This is a genomic window from Pseudoalteromonas sp. NBT06-2, assembly GCF_002276045.1.
In the GTDB taxonomy this organism is placed as follows: domain Bacteria; phylum Pseudomonadota; class Gammaproteobacteria; order Enterobacterales; family Alteromonadaceae; genus Pseudoalteromonas.
Map to the genome: position 1 here is coordinate 40445 of NZ_NQMR01000038.1, position 19750 is coordinate 60194.

At 33.1% G+C, this 19750-nt stretch carries 18 protein-coding genes; 10 read left to right on the top strand and 8 right to left on the bottom strand.

The annotated features are described in order from the left end of the window. Positions 1–8: 8 nt before the first annotated feature. The 3 genes from CJF42_RS10005 to CJF42_RS27390 all read right to left on the bottom strand — a co-directional run bounded on the left by CJF42_RS10005 (position 9) and on the right by CJF42_RS27390 (position 3692). Positions 9–1139 (bottom strand): type III PLP-dependent enzyme domain-containing protein, encoded by a 1131-nt coding sequence (locus CJF42_RS10005; RefSeq protein WP_095366555.1) that lies wholly within the window; start codon positions 1137–1139, stop codon positions 9–11. A gap of 28 nt (positions 1140–1167) precedes the next feature. Then, positions 1168–2655, bottom strand: coding sequence for a class I adenylate-forming enzyme family protein (locus CJF42_RS10010; RefSeq protein WP_095366556.1), 1488 nt, complete (start codon positions 2653–2655; stop codon positions 1168–1170). A gap of 878 nt (positions 2656–3533) precedes the next feature. Further along, positions 3534–3692, bottom strand: coding sequence for a hypothetical protein (locus tag CJF42_RS27390; protein WP_170940556.1), 159 nt, complete (start codon positions 3690–3692; stop codon positions 3534–3536). Positions 3693–4105: 413 nt separating this feature from the next. On the opposite strand from CJF42_RS27390, the gene CJF42_RS10015 reads away from it, so the two are divergent. Further along, positions 4106–4954, top strand: a complete 849-nt coding sequence (locus CJF42_RS10015; protein ID WP_095366557.1) for an NUDIX domain-containing protein — start codon at positions 4106–4108, stop codon at positions 4952–4954. A gap of 188 nt (positions 4955–5142) precedes the next feature. Here CJF42_RS10015 and CJF42_RS10020 read toward each other — a convergent pair whose 3' ends face one another. Continuing rightward, the gene (locus tag CJF42_RS10020) at positions 5143–6135 is read right to left on the bottom strand and encodes an extracellular solute-binding protein (RefSeq protein WP_170940557.1); all 993 of its coding nucleotides are present in this window, start codon (positions 6133–6135) and stop codon (positions 5143–5145) included. Positions 6136–6200: 65 nt separating this feature from the next. Between CJF42_RS10020 and CJF42_RS10025 the strand changes: the two genes are divergently transcribed. The 5 genes from CJF42_RS10025 (at position 6201) to upp (CJF42_RS10045) (ending at position 13233) form a co-directional block, all read left to right on the top strand. Next, entirely contained in the window at positions 6201–8918 is a 2718-nt protein-coding gene (locus CJF42_RS10025) for a sensor domain-containing protein (protein WP_095366559.1), read from the top strand. A 440-nt stretch (positions 8919–9358) separates the two neighbouring features. After that, a complete protein-coding gene (gene upp / locus CJF42_RS10030) occupies positions 9359–9985 on the top strand; it encodes a uracil phosphoribosyltransferase (RefSeq protein WP_095366560.1) in 627 nt (208 codons plus the stop codon). A gap of 77 nt (positions 9986–10062) precedes the next feature. After that, the gene (locus tag CJF42_RS10035; RefSeq protein ID WP_095366561.1) at positions 10063–11316 is read left to right on the top strand and encodes a GTP cyclohydrolase II; all 1254 of its coding nucleotides are present in this window, start codon (positions 10063–10065) and stop codon (positions 11314–11316) included. Next, positions 11313–12542, top strand: coding sequence for a DUF1688 family protein (locus CJF42_RS10040; protein ID WP_095366562.1), 1230 nt, complete (start codon positions 11313–11315; stop codon positions 12540–12542). The genes CJF42_RS10035 and CJF42_RS10040 overlap by 4 nt, the downstream gene beginning before the upstream one ends. A gap of 61 nt (positions 12543–12603) precedes the next feature. After that, a complete protein-coding gene (gene upp, locus CJF42_RS10045) occupies positions 12604–13233 on the top strand; it encodes a uracil phosphoribosyltransferase (RefSeq protein WP_095366563.1) in 630 nt (209 codons plus the stop codon). A 2-nt stretch (positions 13234–13235) separates the two neighbouring features. Here the strand turns inward: upp (CJF42_RS10045) and CJF42_RS27395 are convergent, their stop codons facing one another. Both CJF42_RS27395 and CJF42_RS10050 read right to left on the bottom strand, forming a co-directional pair. After that, a complete protein-coding gene (locus CJF42_RS27395; protein WP_170940558.1) occupies positions 13236–13376 on the bottom strand; it encodes a hypothetical protein in 141 nt (46 codons plus the stop codon). 355 nt (positions 13377–13731) lie between these two features. Continuing rightward, positions 13732–14316, bottom strand: a complete 585-nt coding sequence (locus CJF42_RS10050) for a TetR/AcrR family transcriptional regulator (RefSeq protein WP_095366564.1) — start codon at positions 14314–14316, stop codon at positions 13732–13734. Positions 14317–14506: 190 nt separating this feature from the next. On the opposite strand from CJF42_RS10050, the gene CJF42_RS10055 reads away from it, so the two are divergent. From CJF42_RS10055 to CJF42_RS27400, 3 genes are all read left to right on the top strand, one after another. Beyond that, on the top strand, positions 14507–15712 hold the full coding sequence (locus CJF42_RS10055) for a quinone-dependent dihydroorotate dehydrogenase (protein ID WP_095366565.1): 1206 nt from the start codon (positions 14507–14509) through the stop codon (positions 15710–15712). A 3-nt stretch (positions 15713–15715) separates the two neighbouring features. After that, positions 15716–15892: a DUF1315 domain-containing protein gene (locus CJF42_RS10060; protein WP_095366566.1), complete on the top strand. Its 177-nt coding sequence runs from the start codon at positions 15716–15718 to the stop codon at positions 15890–15892. Between the two features lie 220 nt (positions 15893–16112). Further along, positions 16113–16292, top strand: coding sequence for a hypothetical protein (locus CJF42_RS27400; RefSeq protein WP_170940559.1), 180 nt, complete (start codon positions 16113–16115; stop codon positions 16290–16292). Positions 16293–16504: 212 nt separating this feature from the next. On the opposite strand, the gene CJF42_RS10070 is transcribed toward CJF42_RS27400, so the two are convergent. After that, a complete protein-coding gene (locus tag CJF42_RS10070; RefSeq protein ID WP_095366567.1) occupies positions 16505–18109 on the bottom strand; it encodes a Calx-beta domain-containing protein in 1605 nt (534 codons plus the stop codon). Positions 18110–18604: 495 nt separating this feature from the next. Here CJF42_RS10070 and CJF42_RS27405 point away from each other — a divergent pair, with 495 nt between their 5' ends. Then, entirely contained in the window at positions 18605–18769 is a 165-nt protein-coding gene (locus CJF42_RS27405; protein ID WP_170940560.1) for a hypothetical protein, read from the top strand. Here CJF42_RS27405 and CJF42_RS10080 read toward each other — a convergent pair. After that, on the bottom strand, positions 18723–19226 hold the full coding sequence (locus CJF42_RS10080; protein ID WP_095366568.1) for an AAA family ATPase: 504 nt from the start codon (positions 19224–19226) through the stop codon (positions 18723–18725). The two genes, CJF42_RS27405 and CJF42_RS10080, sit on opposite strands and share 47 nt — an antisense overlap. Positions 19227–19750: the final 524 nt, after the last annotated feature.

The following is a 19750-nucleotide window of genomic DNA, read 5'->3' on the forward strand; positions in this document are numbered from 1 at the left end:
AATTAGCCTTATTCAATAATGTAAGTTTTAGCACTAGGCAGTTTTAAGAAAGGAGAGAGGGTATAGCTGGCGTTATATGCACCACAGTTATCATAAATACAGATATCACCTACTTTTGGTGTAATGTGATGCTGATCTTGTTTACCAATCACATCATCTTTACTACAAGAGCTACCAACATAAATGCAACTTTGCTGCTGTGTATGTGGTTTTGAGCTCCAAATCATTGGAGTTTTGAACTTTCTAAAACTGTTCTCTGTTTGCGCTAATAAGAAGTTTTGATTTATGCCACCATCACATATCGCGTATTGCTGTTGTTCTATATTCTTTAAATAGCGTACTCGGGTAGCAAAATATCCTGCAGATGCCATGAGTCCGCGACCTGTTTCGTGGGCTAAAGAGATATGCTTTTGAAAACTTGCCAATACTTCTCTATATGCTGAAAAATCAAAATTACTCTGCTGCCAATTCTCACTAAATCCACCGCCTAAATTTACAAAACTTAAAGCTTGCTGATAGCGCGTTTCAATCGCTTGAATAATTGACTTTGCCGCCATTGCAGTTTCAACTGCATTGCTAGTAAATTGATATGAACCATTAAATAAATGAAAGCCTGCTAAGGGGGTATTGTGTGATTTACAGATATCAATTGCTTGGCAAGCTGTATCCCAATCCATACCAAATTGATCGGCTCTTATTTTTTTTATTTCAGGATTAAACTGTTTTAAAACGCATGAATTTAATCGTAACAAAATCGGCTTTAATGGACGCTTACCTACAAATTCAATTAATGATGTTAACTGAGTTAAATTATCTATGATGATGGTTGAGCGTGATGCAACAGCGGCGCGCAAAAACTTTTTGTCTGCCGAGGGATTATTAATGTATTTTTCACTGGTGCCACCAGCAACTAAATTTAATTCGCCAATAGATGCGATTTCAATCCCGCCCGTTAAGTGATGAGCACAGCGCATTAACAAATCAATATTATTATTGGCTTTCATAGAGTAAATTAACTCAGTGCCAAGTGCTGATTTTAGCTGGGAAAAATTTTCGGCTACTTGGCTAACGCTATATAGGTAACATGGGGTTTCAATTTGATGGTGATTTTCATTGAGTAAATTGGTAACTGCTTTCATTTTTAACTCCTATACAATATGGTTAGCTTTAAATTTCAGATAAATGTGAAATAAGATGCTGCTTATCCACTTTGCTATTTGCAGTTAAAGCCATGCTTTCAATAAAACGAATTTCGCGGGGGCAGTAACAGGCATCAATTGATGATTTCAACCAAGTTTTAAATTGGGTTTGTTGTGCGGGGGAGTTATCGTTTAATTGTATATATAGGCAAGCAATCTCATCGCCTAACTTATCAGTGTGAGGAATAATTGCTGTTAAATGTACATGCTCAAATTGCTCTATTTGTGCCTCTAATTCTGCTGGATATAAACAATATCCAGCTTGTTTTATTAAATCTTTATTACGACCTTTAAAGTAAAAGTATCCTTCATCATCTTGGCTAAATAAATCACCGGTTGCTAACCAGTTATCATCTCTATATTTACCGGTGTGAATGCTTGCACCTGCATTAGCATCACCATAATAACCTTGCATTAAAGTACTGCTTCGAATGAATAACTCTCCGATTTCGCCTTGGTTTACTTCCTTAAAATACATGTTATTAACTTTATTAAATATTTTGGCCTCTAATCCGGGTATTGGAATACCGACAGAACCAAGCTTTCTGATGCTATCGCTTGGTGGTAAATATAGAGCGCGTTTACATTCAGTTAAACCGTACATAGCGTATATATTGGTATGCGGTAATAAATTGGATAAATTTCGTATGGTATCTTCAGCTAAATGACCACCGGTATTGGTAATTTTTGTAAGTTGGGGTAATTCACTTTTAAATACTTGAATCACTTTGCATAATGAACTTGCCATAGCGGGCACAACTGGTAGTAATGAGATGTTGTTTTGATTTAGTGCTTTTATGACTTTTATTGGATGAAATTCATCTTGAAAAACTGTTAATTGGCAATCGAATTTAAGACTAAATAGTAATTGGTATAAGCCATAATCAAATGAAAGCGGAGATAAACATAAAATATGCTCTTTTACGTTAAGCTCAAGATACGTACCAATTGAATTTATGGCAGTGATCACATTTGCATGACTGAGCATAATGCCTTTGGGTTTACCTGTACTACCAGAGGTATAAATGATCAAGGCAAGATCAGAGCCACAAACTTTTCTTTTAGAATTAAGTTCAAATATTTTGTGGTTGTGTTCACTTTTATCAGCAGGATGGTTTATTTCAATTAACTCTGATTGTCCATTTCTAAAAAGTAAGTGCGAATCACAATCTTTGGCAATATCTAAGATTGCAATGTGTTTCATGTTAAATCTTATAGGAACAACAACAGCACCTTGTGACCATAACCACAAAATACTCGCAATTGTTTCGGGAGTTGGTTCATCTGTCACTAACACCCGCTCTCCAAATTTAATATTTGTTAATTGTTTTTGTTGATTGGAGAACTGTTGTAAAAAAATGGAATCGAAATTGGCATTGCTCGGGTAAAAGTTTATTTGTCCTCGCCAATGATCACTTATTGTTTTATTAAATAAATCAGCTAATGAAAAAAGCATATACCGCTCCCCTAAAAATGTTCAATTGAAATAAAGTATTATGATTTTTATTTTTCTCTAAAATTTTTATTTAGAGTCTTTATTCCAATCAAACTACGTTCCTTAATGAGGGATGTCAATTGTGTTTTTTATGAGCGAGTAAATTTAGATAGGAAATAATTCAATAAATACAGATTATTTATTGTTACACCGCGTTAACAAATAATTAAAATAAAGAGTCGTTTTTTGATCATTTTTAAATTTTTCATAAAAAGGAAGTTTTTAAAAATAGAAATAAAATCAATAGAATGTATTTATTTAGCACTTTAACTACGAGATGTTTTTTTTGATTTTATTTTTACTTTTAGATAAATCTAGATTCAAAGAATCTAAAGTTATGCTATTTACAAAAAAACCATGTTTTTTTTGTAAATAATTGTAAATGAAGTTAAGGTTAGTCAAAAGGTAGATCATTTTTTGTTATTAATACCTGCCTACATCTTTTTTATTCCAACTGAAACTCGTATCTTGAAGTAGTTTGGATAAATCCCCACCCTACATGGAAATGCGTGATTTCAGCAAGTCGAGAAGCGTGTCAAATGCGAGGCATAAGATGTGTCTTAAGTCATTCTCAAAAAATATATTATAACAACGCAGTTGAGCGCTTATCGTCTTGCCCCTAAGGGAGTTTGGGTAGAAAACGATTACGGCGTTATGATTCATCATCAGGGAATAACTATGAATTACATATCATGCCTTGTACTCGACTCCTACCCAAGCTCTGAAACCTGCATTTCCAAGTACTACGGGTATATATATTGAGTTTCTTGTGGATATAAAAAAACCACAGAGGGTTGGCTGTGGTTTTTGTTGGCAAGTTGGGTTGAGCCTTTAATATCTTATTTATTTGTAAAAATATAAGTAGCGGCAAGCGTTGCTGCAGCAATTAATGAACCTACAGCTACAGCTGAAACCATACCATTTAAAGCTAAACCACCTATAACAAAAACGCCTAAAATTGTAGTGCTATAAAGTTCTGATGAGTTTAAAGTGTTCATTTATTTTATCCTTAATATATTGTTTAGTTTTAAAGTTGTATGCTGCTAAGTTCGCTTGAGATGAATAATAATAGACTTTTTAGTATTGTTTTGTGTATTTGTGCTTAATGGTCAATATCGGTGATATTTGGCTTTTTTAGGTGATAAGTGATTTGGCTTGCTAATATTGTCTGATTTATTTTTTATTGTGTTATGATTTTCTTCAAATTTATAATGATAAAAAGTTTAATCACAAATGGGTATTTAATTTGTTAGTATATATACCCAAACCACTTCAAGATGCAGGATTCAGTTGGAATTAGAAATGCTTTAGGCAAGGCATTGATTGAAGAACATGGTTATTCCCTTTTCAAAATCAATAACACTGCGTAAAGTATTTATAAACCAACCTTACAGGGACTTCTGAGCAAATCATGCTCGTTGTTCCATCTTTTTTTAAGGGAGTAACCATTAATGCAAAGATGCGCCTAGATTATGAATTGCTCAGCAGTCCTGAATCTCACATCTTGAAGTGGCTTGGGTATAAAGCCGATGCCTTTAATGGCATTATTATTGATAAATATAATCTACCTGCAACACAAACCTTATTTCAAGTTGCATTAGATCTGACTATTGCTCATGCAATATCCCAGAATAAACGCCTTATTTGGTTAACCTTACCGATAGAGCGAAGTAACATTGTACCAATTGCCACTGAGCTGGGTTTTGTTTTTCATAATTGTCTTGAGCAAGAAGTAACTTTGATTTTACGATTAGTTAATGATGCTTATGCGCCTTTTGTGCCTACACACTCAATTGGAGCGGGTGCTTTAGTGATTAATGAAAATAATGAAGTGTTGGTAATTCGGGAAAAAATAACGACTGGTACAGGTTATAAGCTTCCAGGTGGTCATATTGAACTCAATGAAGATATACATATCGCAATAGAGCGTGAAGTACTTGAAGAAACAGGTATAACAGCAAAGTTTCAACAAGTGGTTGGTTTTGCCAATAAACATCCTTATCGATTTGGTAAGTCTAATCTTTATTTTATTTGTCGCTTAGAAGCGTTAACCTATGAGATTGAAATTCAAGATATAGATGAAATTGCTGATGCCCGTTGGGTTGATTTAGATTCATATATAACAGATAACAATAATAGTCACTTTAATCGAGAAATGGTTAAATCATTAAGTACTGCAACAGGTCTAAAAATAGTTGAATTAGAATTTAATCAAGGAGTTGAAGGTAAAAGAGAAGTATTATTTTCCCAGAATACTTAAATTTAATCAAAATAGGGTTCATTTCACACACGTCAACTTAATTTGAGTCGTCATTTTTCAAGATATTAATCATAACTTTTATTAAAATTAAAAATGCCATATTATCACTAAGTAATACAATGCGCTTAATGGGTTTTATGGCAATGTTTGTTGAAATAGGTGAAGTCGTTAATTATTCAAATTATGCTTTATAGCATTGAGGGATTAACTAAAAAACTTAAACTAGCTTTAACTGCTTTTACATCCGGAATCATTTTAAAATTGTTATTTTCTAATGTTGTTTGATCTTGTTTGTTTTTTGTATACACAGGGAATTCAAATAACTGCGATGCATATATCTTTTGTGTATCGTCTTCTAATAAATAATTCATAAAGACAAGGGCATTACTTTTGTTTGGTGCATATTTAGTGATGGCAGCCGTAGTTGTTGATATTAATGTTGTGCCTTTATGAGTTTTTAGCCAATGACGTTTAAGCTTTGAAGCGATTAACTGATCTTTTTTGTTTTCTGAGTTGGCTAACATATCTAAATAATAATGGTTGGCTATGGCAAATTGGCATTTTCCTTCAGCTAAAGCGCGAAGCTGATCTCTATCGTTGCCAGTTGGACGCTTAACTAAAAGCTTATTTGGATTTTGTAGCCAATAAGTATCTTCTTTTTCACCTATCGATAATAAAGAAGCAAATAACTCTTTATTATAACTATGAGATAAATCCCTAATACAAAATTGTCCTTGGTATCGTTTTTTATTAAAATCACTATAAAATTCAGGAACAGCTAAAGTCGTGTTTACGGAACTAAAAATGGTACGAGCTCTTATTGAAATACTGACCCAATATTGCTCATCATCTACCAAATTTTTATTTACATGTTCTAAATTCTCAAATTTTGAAAATGATTGCAGTAAGTGTTTTTTGTTAGCTAACTGGCTTAAGTCAGATGTTAGCAGTAAATCGGCCTGACTTTTTTCACCATCATTTTCTAACCTTTTTAATAAATATTTTGATTTACCATGTACTAAATTAACTTTTATTCCCGATTCTTTTTCGAATGATGAAACGATAGGTGCTATCAATTCAAGTTTTCGAAAAGAATAAATGTTTAATTGTTCTAAAGATTTGGCTAAAACTTCAACGCTTGATGCAAACAATGCAATAAATACTAATAAATTACTTTTCATAAACATAAATAAAAACTATTATCATTTGTAACTATGGTACTGGTAAATTTTAAGAAGTCTAGAGCATGAAGCAATTAAACTTAAAATTAAGAGGATTAAGAATTCATTTATTGAGTTATGCGATATTTGTGATCGTGATGTCTTTTACTGGTTACCGTTTAGAAAAACATTATGAAGCCCAGTCTACGCAAGATTTAAACATACAGATCGCATCATATAATCAAGTTTTTCAAAATAAATTAAGACAACTTGAAAACCTACTTTATTCATTTGATGCCTATTTTCAATCAAGTATGAATATTAGTGCTAAGAGTTTTTATAAAGTGGCCCAATATCAATTGCAGGGAATAGAAATAGAGGTTGGCTTAGAGCAGTATGTTTTATTTAAACAGGATCAAATTGAAGAAATACAAAAACAACAAATACAGCAAGGGCAATTTGATTTTAGATTGTATTTACCTAATGAGCTTAAAGATAATTTACTTGGTGTTGTTAGAGCGGCCCCAGTTTCCGATTATGGTCACATTATTGGCGAAGTGATAGCACTTAATGAAAGTGAATTGAAAAAATTATCTTTAGAACATGGTGTTGTGGCACTTAATTGGCCTCAAAATAATAACCAATGGAGTCTAGTCTTAATTCAAAAAATTGGTGGTAAGGTGCATTCAGCATTAGGGCTAAGGTTAATATTATCTAGTTTGTTAGAGAACATTTACCACAACCTATATATTGAAACAGGCGAACATATACGGATTTTAAATCAAGGTGATGTTATTTTTTCTACGGATTGGAAAAATGCATTTGAACTGGATTATATAGAACCGAGTGTGATAACTCCCAGTCATTTTTTTAGTCATGAGTTAACTATTGAGTTATATAACCCTGAAATTTTAACTCCTGCGATAATCCCAGTTCGTTTATGCGTGATTATTTCTTTGGTAGTGGTGTCTTGGATCTGCGGTGCTTTAATATTATTTCAAATATTCACTTTAAAGGGGCGCAATAAGGAAATTAATCGAATAGTTATACAAAGAACTGCAAGTTTAATCGATTCTAATAGAGAGCTTAAAAAAGAGTCTTTATTAAAAAGTCAAGCACTAAAAAAGCAAATTAAATCAGAAAATCAATATAAAAAACTATTTGTAAACTCACATGAAGGACTGTTCGTTTTAGATGAGGATACCAGAATAAATACCTGTAATCCTGCATTTATCTCTTTATTATTGAACCCAAGTTCAGATAATAAAAACTTTATTTTTAGTGATTTTATTTATAGTGAAGAACAAATTATAAACTGGCAAAAGGATGTTGAAAATAAAATTAATCATCAGGAATTTGAATGGTTAGCTAAAAAACAAAATGGAAAAAGTATCTGGGTAAGGCAAAGTGGAAATTGGGTTGAAAATGAAGGTGTATCGAGCTATGAAGGTCGATTAGTTGATATTACACAAGTAAAGTTATTTAATGAACAGCTAAAATATAGAGCACAGTACGATAGTTTAACCAACTTATTAAACCGACAAGCATTTTTAGAGTTAATTGATAAATTAAGATTTAACACCCAAAGTAGTTTTGTTTTACTTTATATTGATTTAGACCGATTTAAGTTGATTAATGATACTTTAGGTCATATTGCTGGCGATAAAGTATTGATTGAGTTTTCATCTAGAATGCAAAATATGCTTGGTTCATTTGCTGATATCGCTAGATTAGGCGGCGATGAATTTGCAGTATTAATTCGACAAAACCACTTGAGCGATAACTTAATTTGTTTATTGGTTAATATACTTGAAGAAATCCGAAAGCCTTTTAAGTATAAACAACATTGCTTGTCTGTGAGTGGTAGTATTGGCGTGCGAAAGTTTACCTCTCCATGTGTAGACTATGATGCAAAAAAATTAATACACGATGCAGATATTGCGATGTATGAAGCAAAACAGCAAGGGAAAAATGATTATTATATTTTTTCTTCAAAATTATCTCAGCAAATAAATCGCAGACTTCAGATTGAAACATTATTACATGACTTAATTCCAGATTCAGAGCTTTCAATTAATTTACAACCGCTTTATTGTAAGCAAGGACTGCGTTTAATTGGCTTTGAGGCATTACTTAGATGGGATAGTAAAGAACTAGGGAGAATTAGCCCTGAAGAATTTATTCCTATTGCTGAAGAATGCGGGAAGATGTCTATTTTAGGACTATGGGTTTTTGATCGTGCGTTGAAATTTATGGAGAAATTAGGTGATAAATCTCATAATTTATTTATTAATATCAATGTTTCACCTCTGCAATTACAGCAAAACAGTTTTATGGACTGGCTAACCAAACGTGTAAATCAATCGAACTTAAATCGACGCCAAATTAGAATTGAATTAACAGAATCAGCTATGATCGCAAAAGAAGAAGTATTAATAGCACAGTTAAATGATATACATAATTTGGGCATTGGAATATATATTGATGACTTTGGTACAGGTTATAGCTCACTTAGTCGCATAAAAAACTTGCCAATAGATGGCATTAAAATAGATCGTTCCTTTATTGAAAATATTGAAACAGATAATGGAGCATTACAATTAGTTAAAGCGATTTGTGCAATTGCTGAATCGTTTAACCTTTCTATCACTGTAGAAGGAGTTGAAACACAAGCACAACTTAATGTATTGAAAAGTTTATATTGCCATAAATATCAAGGATATTTTTTTAGTAAGCCATTAACTGAAAAGCAAATGGTTATTTGCATTGATCATGAAATTAAAAATATAACAAAAATTGCATAATGAATTATGTAATCGTTACTTTGTCTATTTAAATAGCACCATCTTGGTTGTACAGAAAATGAATTATGATCACTTTTAAAACGAATATGGGCGATATTTTAATTGCGTTAAATTTTGTAAATACATCTATCTCCACAAGTTCACAATTTTTCATTAATGCCAGAGACAATTGATTTTTAGATTTTCCTTCAAAAAGAAATGATGGATGGGGTTATGCTATTTTTGGCAAAGTGACTCTAACTCTCTTAGCTTTTTTTAGTGCTACTTTTTATTCTCCTCAATTATATTTCTGAAAATCTTGTTGAAACCTCATCTGTCTATTAGTCTTTGAATAAGAATACTTTATTTGATTTAGATACTAATTACTTTAATTTTTAAGCCTAAGTGTTTTATTTGCATTCTAAGTTCTTATTGGAGTAGTTAGATTTTTAGGACTCAATATGCTTGAACAAGACAATAACTTTACTTTACCACCTAACGTAACCTGTTTTTCACGTTCTAAAAATGCTGAAATAAGTGAACGTCATTTTTATCTTACTAGGCTTAGAGATAGAGAGTTACCCTATCAAGAGTTTAGAAAAACAGCTAATAATTTATTTGAATTGATTGCCGATGCAATGATCCCTCATCTTCAAAATCATGAAGTAATTTTAACGCCTATTTTTAGAGCAGGTTTAAGCTTACTTCCTGTATTTATGTCTAAAATAGAAAACTCTAAATTATGCTCGATTGGCGTCAAAAGAAATGAAGCAACCGCACAACCAGAGCCTTACTTATTTAAAGTGCCACCTGAAATTTCGCCCGATGCAAAATTTGTTATTTTAGAGCCTATGATAGCCACTGCAGGCACTATGTGTTACAGCTTAAGCATGATGAAAAAACAAGGGTATAATCTTAAAGATATTGAAATTATATCAATATTTTGTGCTTTAGAAGCTGCTGAAAGGCTACATAATGAATTCCCTGAAATACATATACATACCGAAGTAGTCGATCCTATTTTAGATGATAATAAATATATTGTTCCAGGTTGTGGAGACTTTGGTGATAGATATTTTGGTACATAAAGTAATTGTTTTTTTGAAGATAAGTAAGCTTTGTTTCCTAAAGTCACATAATAAGTGAAATATTAAGAGGTTGTTTAATGAAGGCATATTCAAGATCGCATCATGTTATTTTAACTTCTCATTCAAATCAGGCGTTTAAAGAGTCGACTCCTGTAAAATGGGGCGCTCAACTGCCAAGTGAACGAGGCCCCGTAATAGCGACCATTTCAACTAAGGAAAACCGTAATGCAATTGGCTCCCATAGCGGTAGTTATACTGTATATCGCGCGTTATCTATAGCCGCAGGTACATTTCCGCAAGACCATATTCCCGACCTTACTAATACCAGCCCAACCGTTAATGTCACGCCTAAAATAGCCTGGTCTGATGCTGAAAAAATTATATCTTTAGATCCATGGGGAGCAAATGTTGATGAAGTATTTAGTAAAGATTTAAAACAAGGTATCAATATTCAACCATCAATAGCTGTTACTCAAGCACATCTTACTTTACCTGAAATATATGATGCAGTTGATAAAGGCAGGTTAAAACCTGATGGAGAAATTTTAAAAGAAAATAAAGATGTATTTGTAACAAAAGTAGCCATAGAGCCTGTTTGGTATTTACCTGGTATAGCAAAGCGGTTTGGTATTGAAGAGGGGGAACTGAGAAAAATTTTATTTCAAGAAACTGGCGGGATGTTTCCGGAACTCGTTACTCGACCCGATCTTAAAATTTTGTTACCCCCGATAGGTAGTACAACAGCATATATTTTTGGCGATATAAATAGCCTAGCTGATGATTCAAAAGAATTGACCTGCAGAGTACATGATGAATGTAATGGTTCGGATGTTTTTGGTTCAGATATTTGTACATGCAGACCTTATTTAATGCATGGCATCGAAGAGGCCGTAAAAACAGCACAAGAAGGTGGTGTTGGTTTAATTGTTTATTTTAGAAAAGAGGGGAGAGCATTAGGCGAGGTAACTAAGTTACTTGTTTATAACGCAAGAAAAAGACAAAAAGGAGGAGACAGTGCAGCAACTTATTTTGAACGTACCGAGTGTGTAGCCGGTATTCAAGATGCACGTTTTCAAGAATTTATGCCAGATGTTTTGCATTGGTTTGGTATCAAAAAAATAGATCATTTAGTGTCCATGAGCAATATGAAATATAACGCGATTGTTAAATCGGGTATTAAGGTTTTAAATCGAGTCTCGATCCCAAAAAACTTAGTGCCCGATGATGCTCAAGTAGAAATAGAAGCTAAAAAAGCGGCCGGTTATTTTACTGATGATGAAGCCTTAACAGATGACGAACTTGATAATATTAAAGGGCGGAATTTATCATGATTGATATGGGCGTTAAAGCCGAAGATGTAAGATACTTGTTATCACCAAAAGCCATTAGGGAACGTAGTCAGCAAGTTTTTCAACTGAGTCTATCAGGCACAGGTCAATTTAAAATTAATTTAGAACGCTTAGATGAAGTCGCTGATTATGTATTGGTTGTTATTAATAATAATTATCCTAATTTAGACATTCCTTTCCATTCCCGCTGGAGTCATTTTCAAGCCGGAAATATAGATAGGTTAAAAGAATTAGATAGAAAATTAACGAATTTATCACTATATGATAAAGCAAGAGCCAAGCTTGATTTAGTTTTGGTATCCGTTTTATTAGATGCTGGAGCGGGTGATACTTGGTGCTATTTAGATAAAAAAAGCGGTCAAACTTTTAAACGTTCAGAAGGACTAGCTATAGCAAGTTTTGATATGTATATGGCTGGCGTATTTTCCAGTGATAAATTAAATCCTCTCCAAGTTGATGCTAAATCTTTAATGTTTTTTAATCGCGAAAAGCTAGAGCTGGGATTTCAAGTATCCCAACATAACCCTTTAGAAGGTTTAGAGGGTCGTGTCAGCTTAATATGTGAATTAGGGAAGGCATTAGTTAATAAAGATGATATTTTTAAAGATCATAGACCTGGTAATATTTTAGATTTTTTGATTGATAATTATGGTCAGAATATTCAAGCTGAGGATATATTAAATGCAGTGTTGAATGGATTTAGTGATATATGGCCTGGTCGAATATCAATTAACAATATGAATATGGGAGATGTATGGCAATATTCATTATTAAAATCGACTGATCCGCTATCATGTTTAGTCCCTTTTCATAAATTATCACAATGGTTAACGTATTCACTCATAGAGCCTATTTTAGAAGCTGAAATTGAAGTAAATGGTGTTGAAAACCTGACTGGTTTAGCTGAATACCGCAATGGAGGCCTGTTAATAGATAAGCAATTAATTGAATTAAAAGATAAAAATAACTTAACTAAATCTCATTTAGCGAATAGTGATTTGATAATCGAATGGCGTGCATTAACGATAGTACTGCTAGATAAAATAGCAGATAACATTCGTGAAAAGTTAAATATGTCGAAGGAAGAGTTGCCTTTGGCAAAAGTATTAGAAGGAGGGACTTGGTGGGCAGGTCGTACAATAGCACAAGAAAAAAGACATAGAGGAGAACCGCCTTTAAAACTACACAGTGATGGTACTGTGTTTTAAAACTAGATCATTAATCATTAATCATTAATCAATAAACATAAAACAGGAATAGGACAATACAATGGAAAAATTAACAATAATTAGTCATCCCGTTTTACAGCATAAGCTTACATTATTAAGAAAAAAAGAAACAAAGTCTTGTGAATTTAGAAGGCTTTTGAATGAAATTAGTGGGTTGTTGGCTTATGAATCTACAAAAGAATTGGCACTTAAACCGGTTGATATTGAAACACCATTAGAGAAGATGAAAGGCGAAGAAGTGGCATGTGCCCCCATTATTGTATCAATTATGCGGGCAGGGAATGGTATGCTTGATGGTTTATTAAATATGTTACCGTTTGCAAGTGCTGGCCACATTGGTATTTATAGAGATAAATTTATTCAAAATACAGTTGAGTATTATTTCAGACTACCAAAAAATTCAACAGGAAAAAAAGTGATTTTAGCTGATCCACTTTTAGCAACCGGAGATACTGCAATTGCATGTATAGATAGGCTAAAACAGTATGGCGTAGGAAAAATTACCATGATTTGTGTTTTAGTATCGCAAGATGGGGTTAAAAAGCTACATCACTTTCACCCTGATGTGAAAATTATTGCTATTAGTAAAGAGCTAAACTTAAATGATGAGGGTCATTTATTACCTGGTTTAGGTGATGCAGGAGATCGTTTATATAAAACAACGGATTAATTTTATGAGAAGAGATAATCTATTTTATTGATATACCCAAGCCACTTCAAGATGTGAGGTTCAGGACTGCTGAGCAATGCATGATCTAGGCGTATCTTTGCATTAATGGTTACTCCCTTAAAAAAAGATGGAACAACGAGCATGATTTGCTCAGAAGTCCCTGTAAGGTTGGTTTATAAATACTTTATGCAGCGTTATTGATTTTGAAAAGGGAATAACCATGTTCTTCAATCAATGCCTTTGCCTAAAGCATTTCTAATTCCAACTGAATCCTGCATCTTGAAGTGGTTTGGGTATATACAGCATTATAAAGTCTCTAGTTTGAATTTTAATATAATCGTATATTAATTCGAAAAACAAACCCTGTGCTTACTTAAATTTTTATTATATTGTTTTAGGCCTTAGATAATGCTAATTCATTAGCTATTTTCAAACCGATCCCTGGGCCCTTCGGGGCTTTTTTATAAAGCTAAATAAGCTGCGTTAAGCGTATTTAATTTAAGATAAATTTGTTGTCCAAACATCCGCCCAAGATTTTAAATATTTATTTTGCTCAATCCCGTAAGGTGTAGCGCCTATATCTAAACTAATCATGTAATAAAAGACGCTACCAAATACGATTTGTATCATTTCATCAGGGCAGGTCTGGCTAAAAGGCGTATTTTTAATTTGAGATGAAATCCAAGGAAACAAATGTTCATCAGCTAAACGTGTATTGATGACTTTCATTTTATCTCTTAGTTCTGGCAATGTTCCGACTTCAGATCTTAGTAAAATACGTAATGGGCGGTATTTCTCACCTATATGTAATATCATACGACCGATAGTAAGCAATTCTTTTTTTAAATCACCCAAAGGCAAAGATAAGTTATTTTTAAAATCAGCCAGTATTTCAACTTCAGCTTCATCAACAATCGCCTCTAGAACAGATATTTTTGTTGGGAAATGACGATAAAACCCTCCTGAACGGGCTGTTAACCCTGCCGCTTTTTCTATTGCTCCTACAGTTGTTGATGAAAACCCTTGGGTTGCAAAAAGTTCCATAGCTTGAAATTTTAGCTTTTCTCGAGTAGATATTTTCACCTGTAATTCCTTTGCGTAATCATTACTTTTATTTTTATTGGCTCAGTTTACCAAAAAATAGGCACTATTTAGTGTGAAAAAAATTAATACATTATGTTTGTTGATTTTAATATAGATAAACACCGTTGTTAATGCGAATGAGATCGATTATCATTACATTGTGATGATTGTTTACTTTTAGGAGATTGAAATGAATTTTGTTGTAGGAATACGTAACTTTTTATTAAGTTTATTATATCGAATTATGCGTCCGCTTATTTTTTTAATGGAGCCAGAAAATGCCCATTATAGTTTGAAAAAAATAGGTGTTTTATTAGGAAGTAATCCATTAAGCAGATGGCTGACTGCATTATTATTTAATTATAAAAATAAGAAATTGAATACGACTGTGGATGGTATCAGTTACAGAAACCCGGTTGGACTCTCTGCTGGTTTTGATAAAGATGGAGAGCTTACTAAAATATATCCATCTTTAGGCTTTGGATTAGCAGAATTGGGTTCTTTTACGGGGGAAGTGTGTCCTGGAAATCCTGGTCGCCGTTTATTTAGAATGGTGAAGTCGAAGGCGATAGTGGTTTGGTATGGTTTAAATAATCAGGGAGCTGAAAAAATATCATCACGACTCAATGGTGTAAATTTTGGTAAATTACGTGTAGGAATTAATGCAGCAAAATCTAATGTAACACCTGAATTTGTATTGAGTGAATCAATACGTGATTACATTAAAACTTTAACTTTATTTAAAGATATTGGTGACTATTTCACAATCAATATTAGTTGTCCAAATACGCAAGATGGCGAACCTTTTGTAGATAAACATAATTTAGATGCCTTATTAATTGCGGTAAATGAAAAAATAAGAACTATTTCAAAGAAACCTATATATGTAAAATTAGCTGCGGACTTATCTTTTGATGAAATTAATGTGATTGTTGATGGCTGTATAGAACATAAAATGGATGGAGTTGTTTTAACTAATTTAGCAAAACCGGGTTGTAACCAAGAGCATATCGCAGCTGAATATCCATCTAATTTAGGTTTATTACCTGAGGGGAAAGGCGCTATGAGTGGTTTACCTTTACAGCGTATATCTACTAATGTCATTCGCCATGTTTATCGACGTACTAGAGGTAAATTAACTATCATAGGGGTTGGCGGTGTGTTTAGTGCTAAAGATGCTTATGAAAAAATTACGTCTGGTGCAAGTTTATTACATATGATCACTACTATGATTTTTGATGGTCCGCAAAATATTAGTGAAATAAATCGAGGTTTAGTCAATTTATTAAAGCAAGATGGCTTTAATTCAATTGAGGAAGCTGTTGGATCGCGTAACCCTTTACCAAACATTGAAGCCGATATTTCTGAAATAACAGATGAATCAAAGGTAGCTTAATATATGTTTGAACAAGTCTCGTTAAACTTACCTCAATCAATATGTAATGAGTTTAGGTTAGCGCTAAAGCAAGGTAGCTGGACTAATGGTCTGACATTAACTCATGCACATAGAAAAACCTGTGAACAAGCATTATTTTATCGTGAAGATATAAACGATTTAACTTGCCGACTGCAATAAAATAGTAGCTTATACTTGAGCTGATATGTTTTAATATTGACCTAATTAGACAATTGATTAGGTTAATATACCCAAACCACTTCAAGATGCAGGATTCAGTTGGAATTAGAAATGCTTTAGGCAAGGCATTGATTGAAGAACATGGTTATTCCCTTTTCAAAATCAATAACGCTGCATAAAGTATTTATAAACCAACCTTACAGGGACTTCTGAGCAAATCATGCTCGTTGTTGCCTGCATGGATGTAGGTACTAGAGCAATGCAGGAGCATATTGCCGGTCCATCTTTTTTTAAGGGAGTAACCATTAATGCAAAGATGCGCCTAGATCATGAATTTCTCAGCAGTCCTGAACCTCACACCTTGAAGTGGCTTGGGTATATATTAGAAGGTAGTCATTAGTTTTTGTTGAATGGAGGAACTTCATACAAGGTTAAAGTTGAAATCAGTTCATAACTTCAAGTGGGTCGTGTCAATATATGTATTATTGGTTGATTTTATTGATGTTCCGATTATAGTTATGAAGCAACTAACCTGACTCCTTTCTCTTTTTTAAATCTTGATGATAATTTAATGTTAATTGTTTGATTATAAATAATGTCAAAAATTCAGTTTTAGGACTGTGTGTTTAATTTCTTATAGCATGATAAAATATTCTTTTTCAAATTATTGATATATTCAATATTTTTCAAAACCAGAACGAAATGGTTTAGTCTGCTATAAAATTTTATAGTAAATATTAGAAATAATAAGTGGAAAAATGTTCCACCAGACGATTTTTCTTTGGCAGGTACAACAGCATTAATCGTTATAGTGTCATAAGTTTTTGAGTCATCAAGTGAAGATAAATATATGTTACCAGTACTGTTTGAGGTTAACGGGCTTATTGATAAATTTACCGATAAAGTACTTTGACCTTCGGTAAAAAGTAGTGTTTCATTATCAATTTGTAACCAGCCAAGTTGGTGGTTTAGTCTTACTTCTGAAGCCTCTGATAAGTCACCATTACGAGTGATTTCTAACATAACACTCTGTCCTTGTTGAATAGATAAGCTTGCTACTGCAAACTGATAACTTAGTTCACCTATATTTTCAGTGATAGTAATAGTGATTGAATTTTCACTTGGAGCGACAATATCTCCGTGGCGTAGGCTAATTGAAAACTCCTCGGAAGGTTCTGAAATACTATCTTCAATAGTATTAATGTAAATTGTTTTACGACTTTCTCCGACACTAAAAATGATACGCTCTACGAGCGAAGTAAAATCGCTGTCAGCAAATGCGCTGTAAGAGCGGCTAACAAGTTCTACACTGGCATCGCGATCAAGCGTTATTTCTGACCCCGACGAGTCAACTAACATTAGCTCTATTTTTGCTTGCTCACCTTCAGCTATTGTTATTGCAATATTGTTGTTAATGATAACATTGGCTAGCAGTTCTGGTTGTTCAAGACGATTTCCTAAATGTCCTGGAATATCTTTAAATTCGTTTAACATGCGTACCACGTTGGCAGTATTTTCTTCTCCGCATGTTTCCCCTCCAGCCTGTTTATTAGGACTTGAGTAAAAATCATGTCGGGTATACCAATTATGATTGGTACTCATTATCGTACCGTTACCATTACAGTTGTAGCCTCGACCATAGTCGGTTAATGGCGTATCAGAACTATTTGCAATATCATGATCGGCACCATCGTTGTGGCCCCACTCATGCGCACCTAAAGTTGCACTGGTACAATTACCACCAACCTCCATTAGTGCGTAAGGACTGTCGTAATATGCCCAACCACAATAATTATCATCACTGTGTGGGCGAAGAATGGTTATATAATCAAAACCAAACTGTTGAGCTATAGTTCGAATTTGATCTGCTTCGGTGTTAAAAACTGTTTCTAAGAAATTGTTAATTGCGACATTAGGTTTGTTATCAATTGGATATTCACCTATGTAAGAAATTTCTCGTCTAATTTTTAAGTTACTATTTTCCATCACTACATTAGCTGCATTGATTTGGCGATTTATATGCGCAGTTAATTGTTCGTGGGTTAAATAATTGAGTAAGTCTTTGGTATAAAAAATACCGATATGAATAATATGGTGTTCATCGACATTTATTGGCTGCGCAAGACGCATCATTTGTTGGCTTGCTAAGGATTGAGTTAATGTGGAAGCGCTTGATAACAGGGGAATTAAAAGCAGCAATAAAATAAATTTTTTCATGTGGAAATTTAGCGAATATTTAAATAACTAATAATATATTGTTACTGCTAATTTAAATTTAAACAATGGTTGGTTACAATTATTTACAACTTTTGTTTAAACTGCTCTATGTTTTTTGCAATTAAATTTTCTAATGAATTGACAATATTTGGTGTTTTAATCACAGAAATGTTAGTTCCATTTTTAACTCAATTATTCATGTTATTCTCGTTCCACAAAACGTCATTTAAAACTAATATTCCAATTAATGGGTAAAAAATGGAAGCTGAAACTTGAGCGTAGCAAAAAATGCTTTTTTAGTCCCTATTCAATTTTTTGATGTACGCTGTTCATTTGAAATATATACCCAAACCACTTCAAGATGCAGGATTCAGTTGGAATTAGAAATACTTTAGGCAAGGCATTGATTGAAGAACATGGTTATTCCCTTTTCAAAATCAATAACGCTGCATAAAGTATTTATAAACCAACCTTACAGGGACTTCTGAGCAAATCATGCTCGTTGTTGCCTGCATGGATGTAGGTACTAGAGCAATGCAGGAGCATATTGCCGGTCCATCTTTTTTTAAGGGAGTAACCATTAATGCAAAGATGCGCTTAGATCATGAATTGCTCAGCAGTCCTGAACCTCACATCTTGAAGTGGCTTGGGTATACATAGTCTTTTTACCTTGAAAATCTTCAAATAATTTTTCATGTGCGAATTTTGAAAAGGTATCAGTACGAGCAGTATATTGTGAAATCCAATTAATGAGCATTTCTAAATTTGCGTCTTGAGCCTCTTTACTTTCATATTTGTGTGGCTCCCATGGACGATTTTTAGCATTGTCTATACAAGCAGAGACTGGTAAATTTAGAAAAATGACTTCTTCTGCTTGTTGAATTACAAGCTCTAATAAATCAGAATAACAGCCCTCAATTACCCAGTCACTATTAATTGATAAAAAGTCATTTATTGATTTACTGGATTCTGAAATAGACAACCGCTCTGCTGGCGTAATAGATTGCCATGCCACCGTATCGAGATCTAAATGAGCTAATTGATTTTTCAACGCTAACTCTTTTGCTAACGTTGATTTACCGGATCCTGAATTTCCAAAAACTACGAATTTACTCAAAGCTATTTCCTCAGTACATAATAATTTAACAGTGTACTTTTTGTGCGTTTTATATTGCGATATCGCTGATATTTATCTAATTACTTATTATTATCAAATTTAATAAGTAATTACTAGTCATAGAAAAACACAACTTTCTTACAATTGAATTAAGGACTAAAATGAGGCATTTGTTTATTTTCCTGAATATAGGAGAGGGTCATAGGTAGGATATTTTGAGAATTTACACTTTGTTGTTATGTCAGTTCTAAAGGGAATAATACCAATTATATTAATTAAGTGCTCTAATATAAATTAGGGTAAATTTTCAATCGCAAGGCGCTTGATTGAGCAATATCTAGCTATTGGGATTGAAAGTAGCGCTGCTATTGTATATTTAGACCATTTAGATTGATCATATATTTTATTTTAATTGGTATAACCATGAATGCACTGACATGCCTAGAATTGTAAAATCTCATAGGCTCTGAGTGGTCAATTAATTATCGGAATAAGTATAAGAGTTAAAAGTTAGGATTGTAGAA

Excerpts from the sequence above, each read along its gene's own strand:
- CJF42_RS10005 (WP_095366555.1), bottom strand. The coding sequence starts at position 1,139 with ATGAAAGCAGTTACCAATTTACTCAATGAAAATCACCATCAAATTGAA.
- CJF42_RS10010 (WP_095366556.1), bottom strand. The coding sequence starts at position 2,655 with ATGCTTTTTTCATTAGCTGATTTATTTAATAAAACAATAAGTGATCAT.
- CJF42_RS27390 (WP_170940556.1), bottom strand. The coding sequence starts at position 3,692 with ATGAACACTTTAAACTCATCAGAACTTTATAGCACTACAATTTTAGGC.
- CJF42_RS10015 (WP_095366557.1), top strand. The coding sequence starts at position 4,106 with ATGCTCGTTGTTCCATCTTTTTTTAAGGGAGTAACCATTAATGCAAAG.
- CJF42_RS10020 (WP_170940557.1), bottom strand. The coding sequence starts at position 6,135 with ATGAAAAGTAATTTATTAGTATTTATTGCATTGTTTGCATCAAGCGTT.
- CJF42_RS10025 (WP_095366559.1), top strand. The coding sequence starts at position 6,201 with ATGAAGCAATTAAACTTAAAATTAAGAGGATTAAGAATTCATTTATTG.
- upp (WP_095366560.1), top strand. The coding sequence starts at position 9,359 with ATGCTTGAACAAGACAATAACTTTACTTTACCACCTAACGTAACCTGT.
- CJF42_RS10035 (WP_095366561.1), top strand. The coding sequence starts at position 10,063 with ATGAAGGCATATTCAAGATCGCATCATGTTATTTTAACTTCTCATTCA.
- CJF42_RS10040 (WP_095366562.1), top strand. The coding sequence starts at position 11,313 with ATGATTGATATGGGCGTTAAAGCCGAAGATGTAAGATACTTGTTATCA.
- upp (WP_095366563.1), top strand. The coding sequence starts at position 12,604 with ATGGAAAAATTAACAATAATTAGTCATCCCGTTTTACAGCATAAGCTT.
- CJF42_RS27395 (WP_170940558.1), bottom strand. The coding sequence starts at position 13,376 with ATGCTCGTTGTTCCATCTTTTTTTAAGGGAGTAACCATTAATGCAAAG.
- CJF42_RS10055 (WP_095366565.1), top strand. The coding sequence starts at position 14,507 with ATGAATTTTGTTGTAGGAATACGTAACTTTTTATTAAGTTTATTATAT.
- CJF42_RS10060 (WP_095366566.1), top strand. The coding sequence starts at position 15,716 with ATGTTTGAACAAGTCTCGTTAAACTTACCTCAATCAATATGTAATGAG.
- CJF42_RS27400 (WP_170940559.1), top strand. The coding sequence starts at position 16,113 with ATGCTCGTTGTTGCCTGCATGGATGTAGGTACTAGAGCAATGCAGGAG.
- CJF42_RS10070 (WP_095366567.1), bottom strand. The coding sequence starts at position 18,109 with ATGAAAAAATTTATTTTATTGCTGCTTTTAATTCCCCTGTTATCAAGC.
- CJF42_RS27405 (WP_170940560.1), top strand. The coding sequence starts at position 18,605 with ATGCTCGTTGTTGCCTGCATGGATGTAGGTACTAGAGCAATGCAGGAG.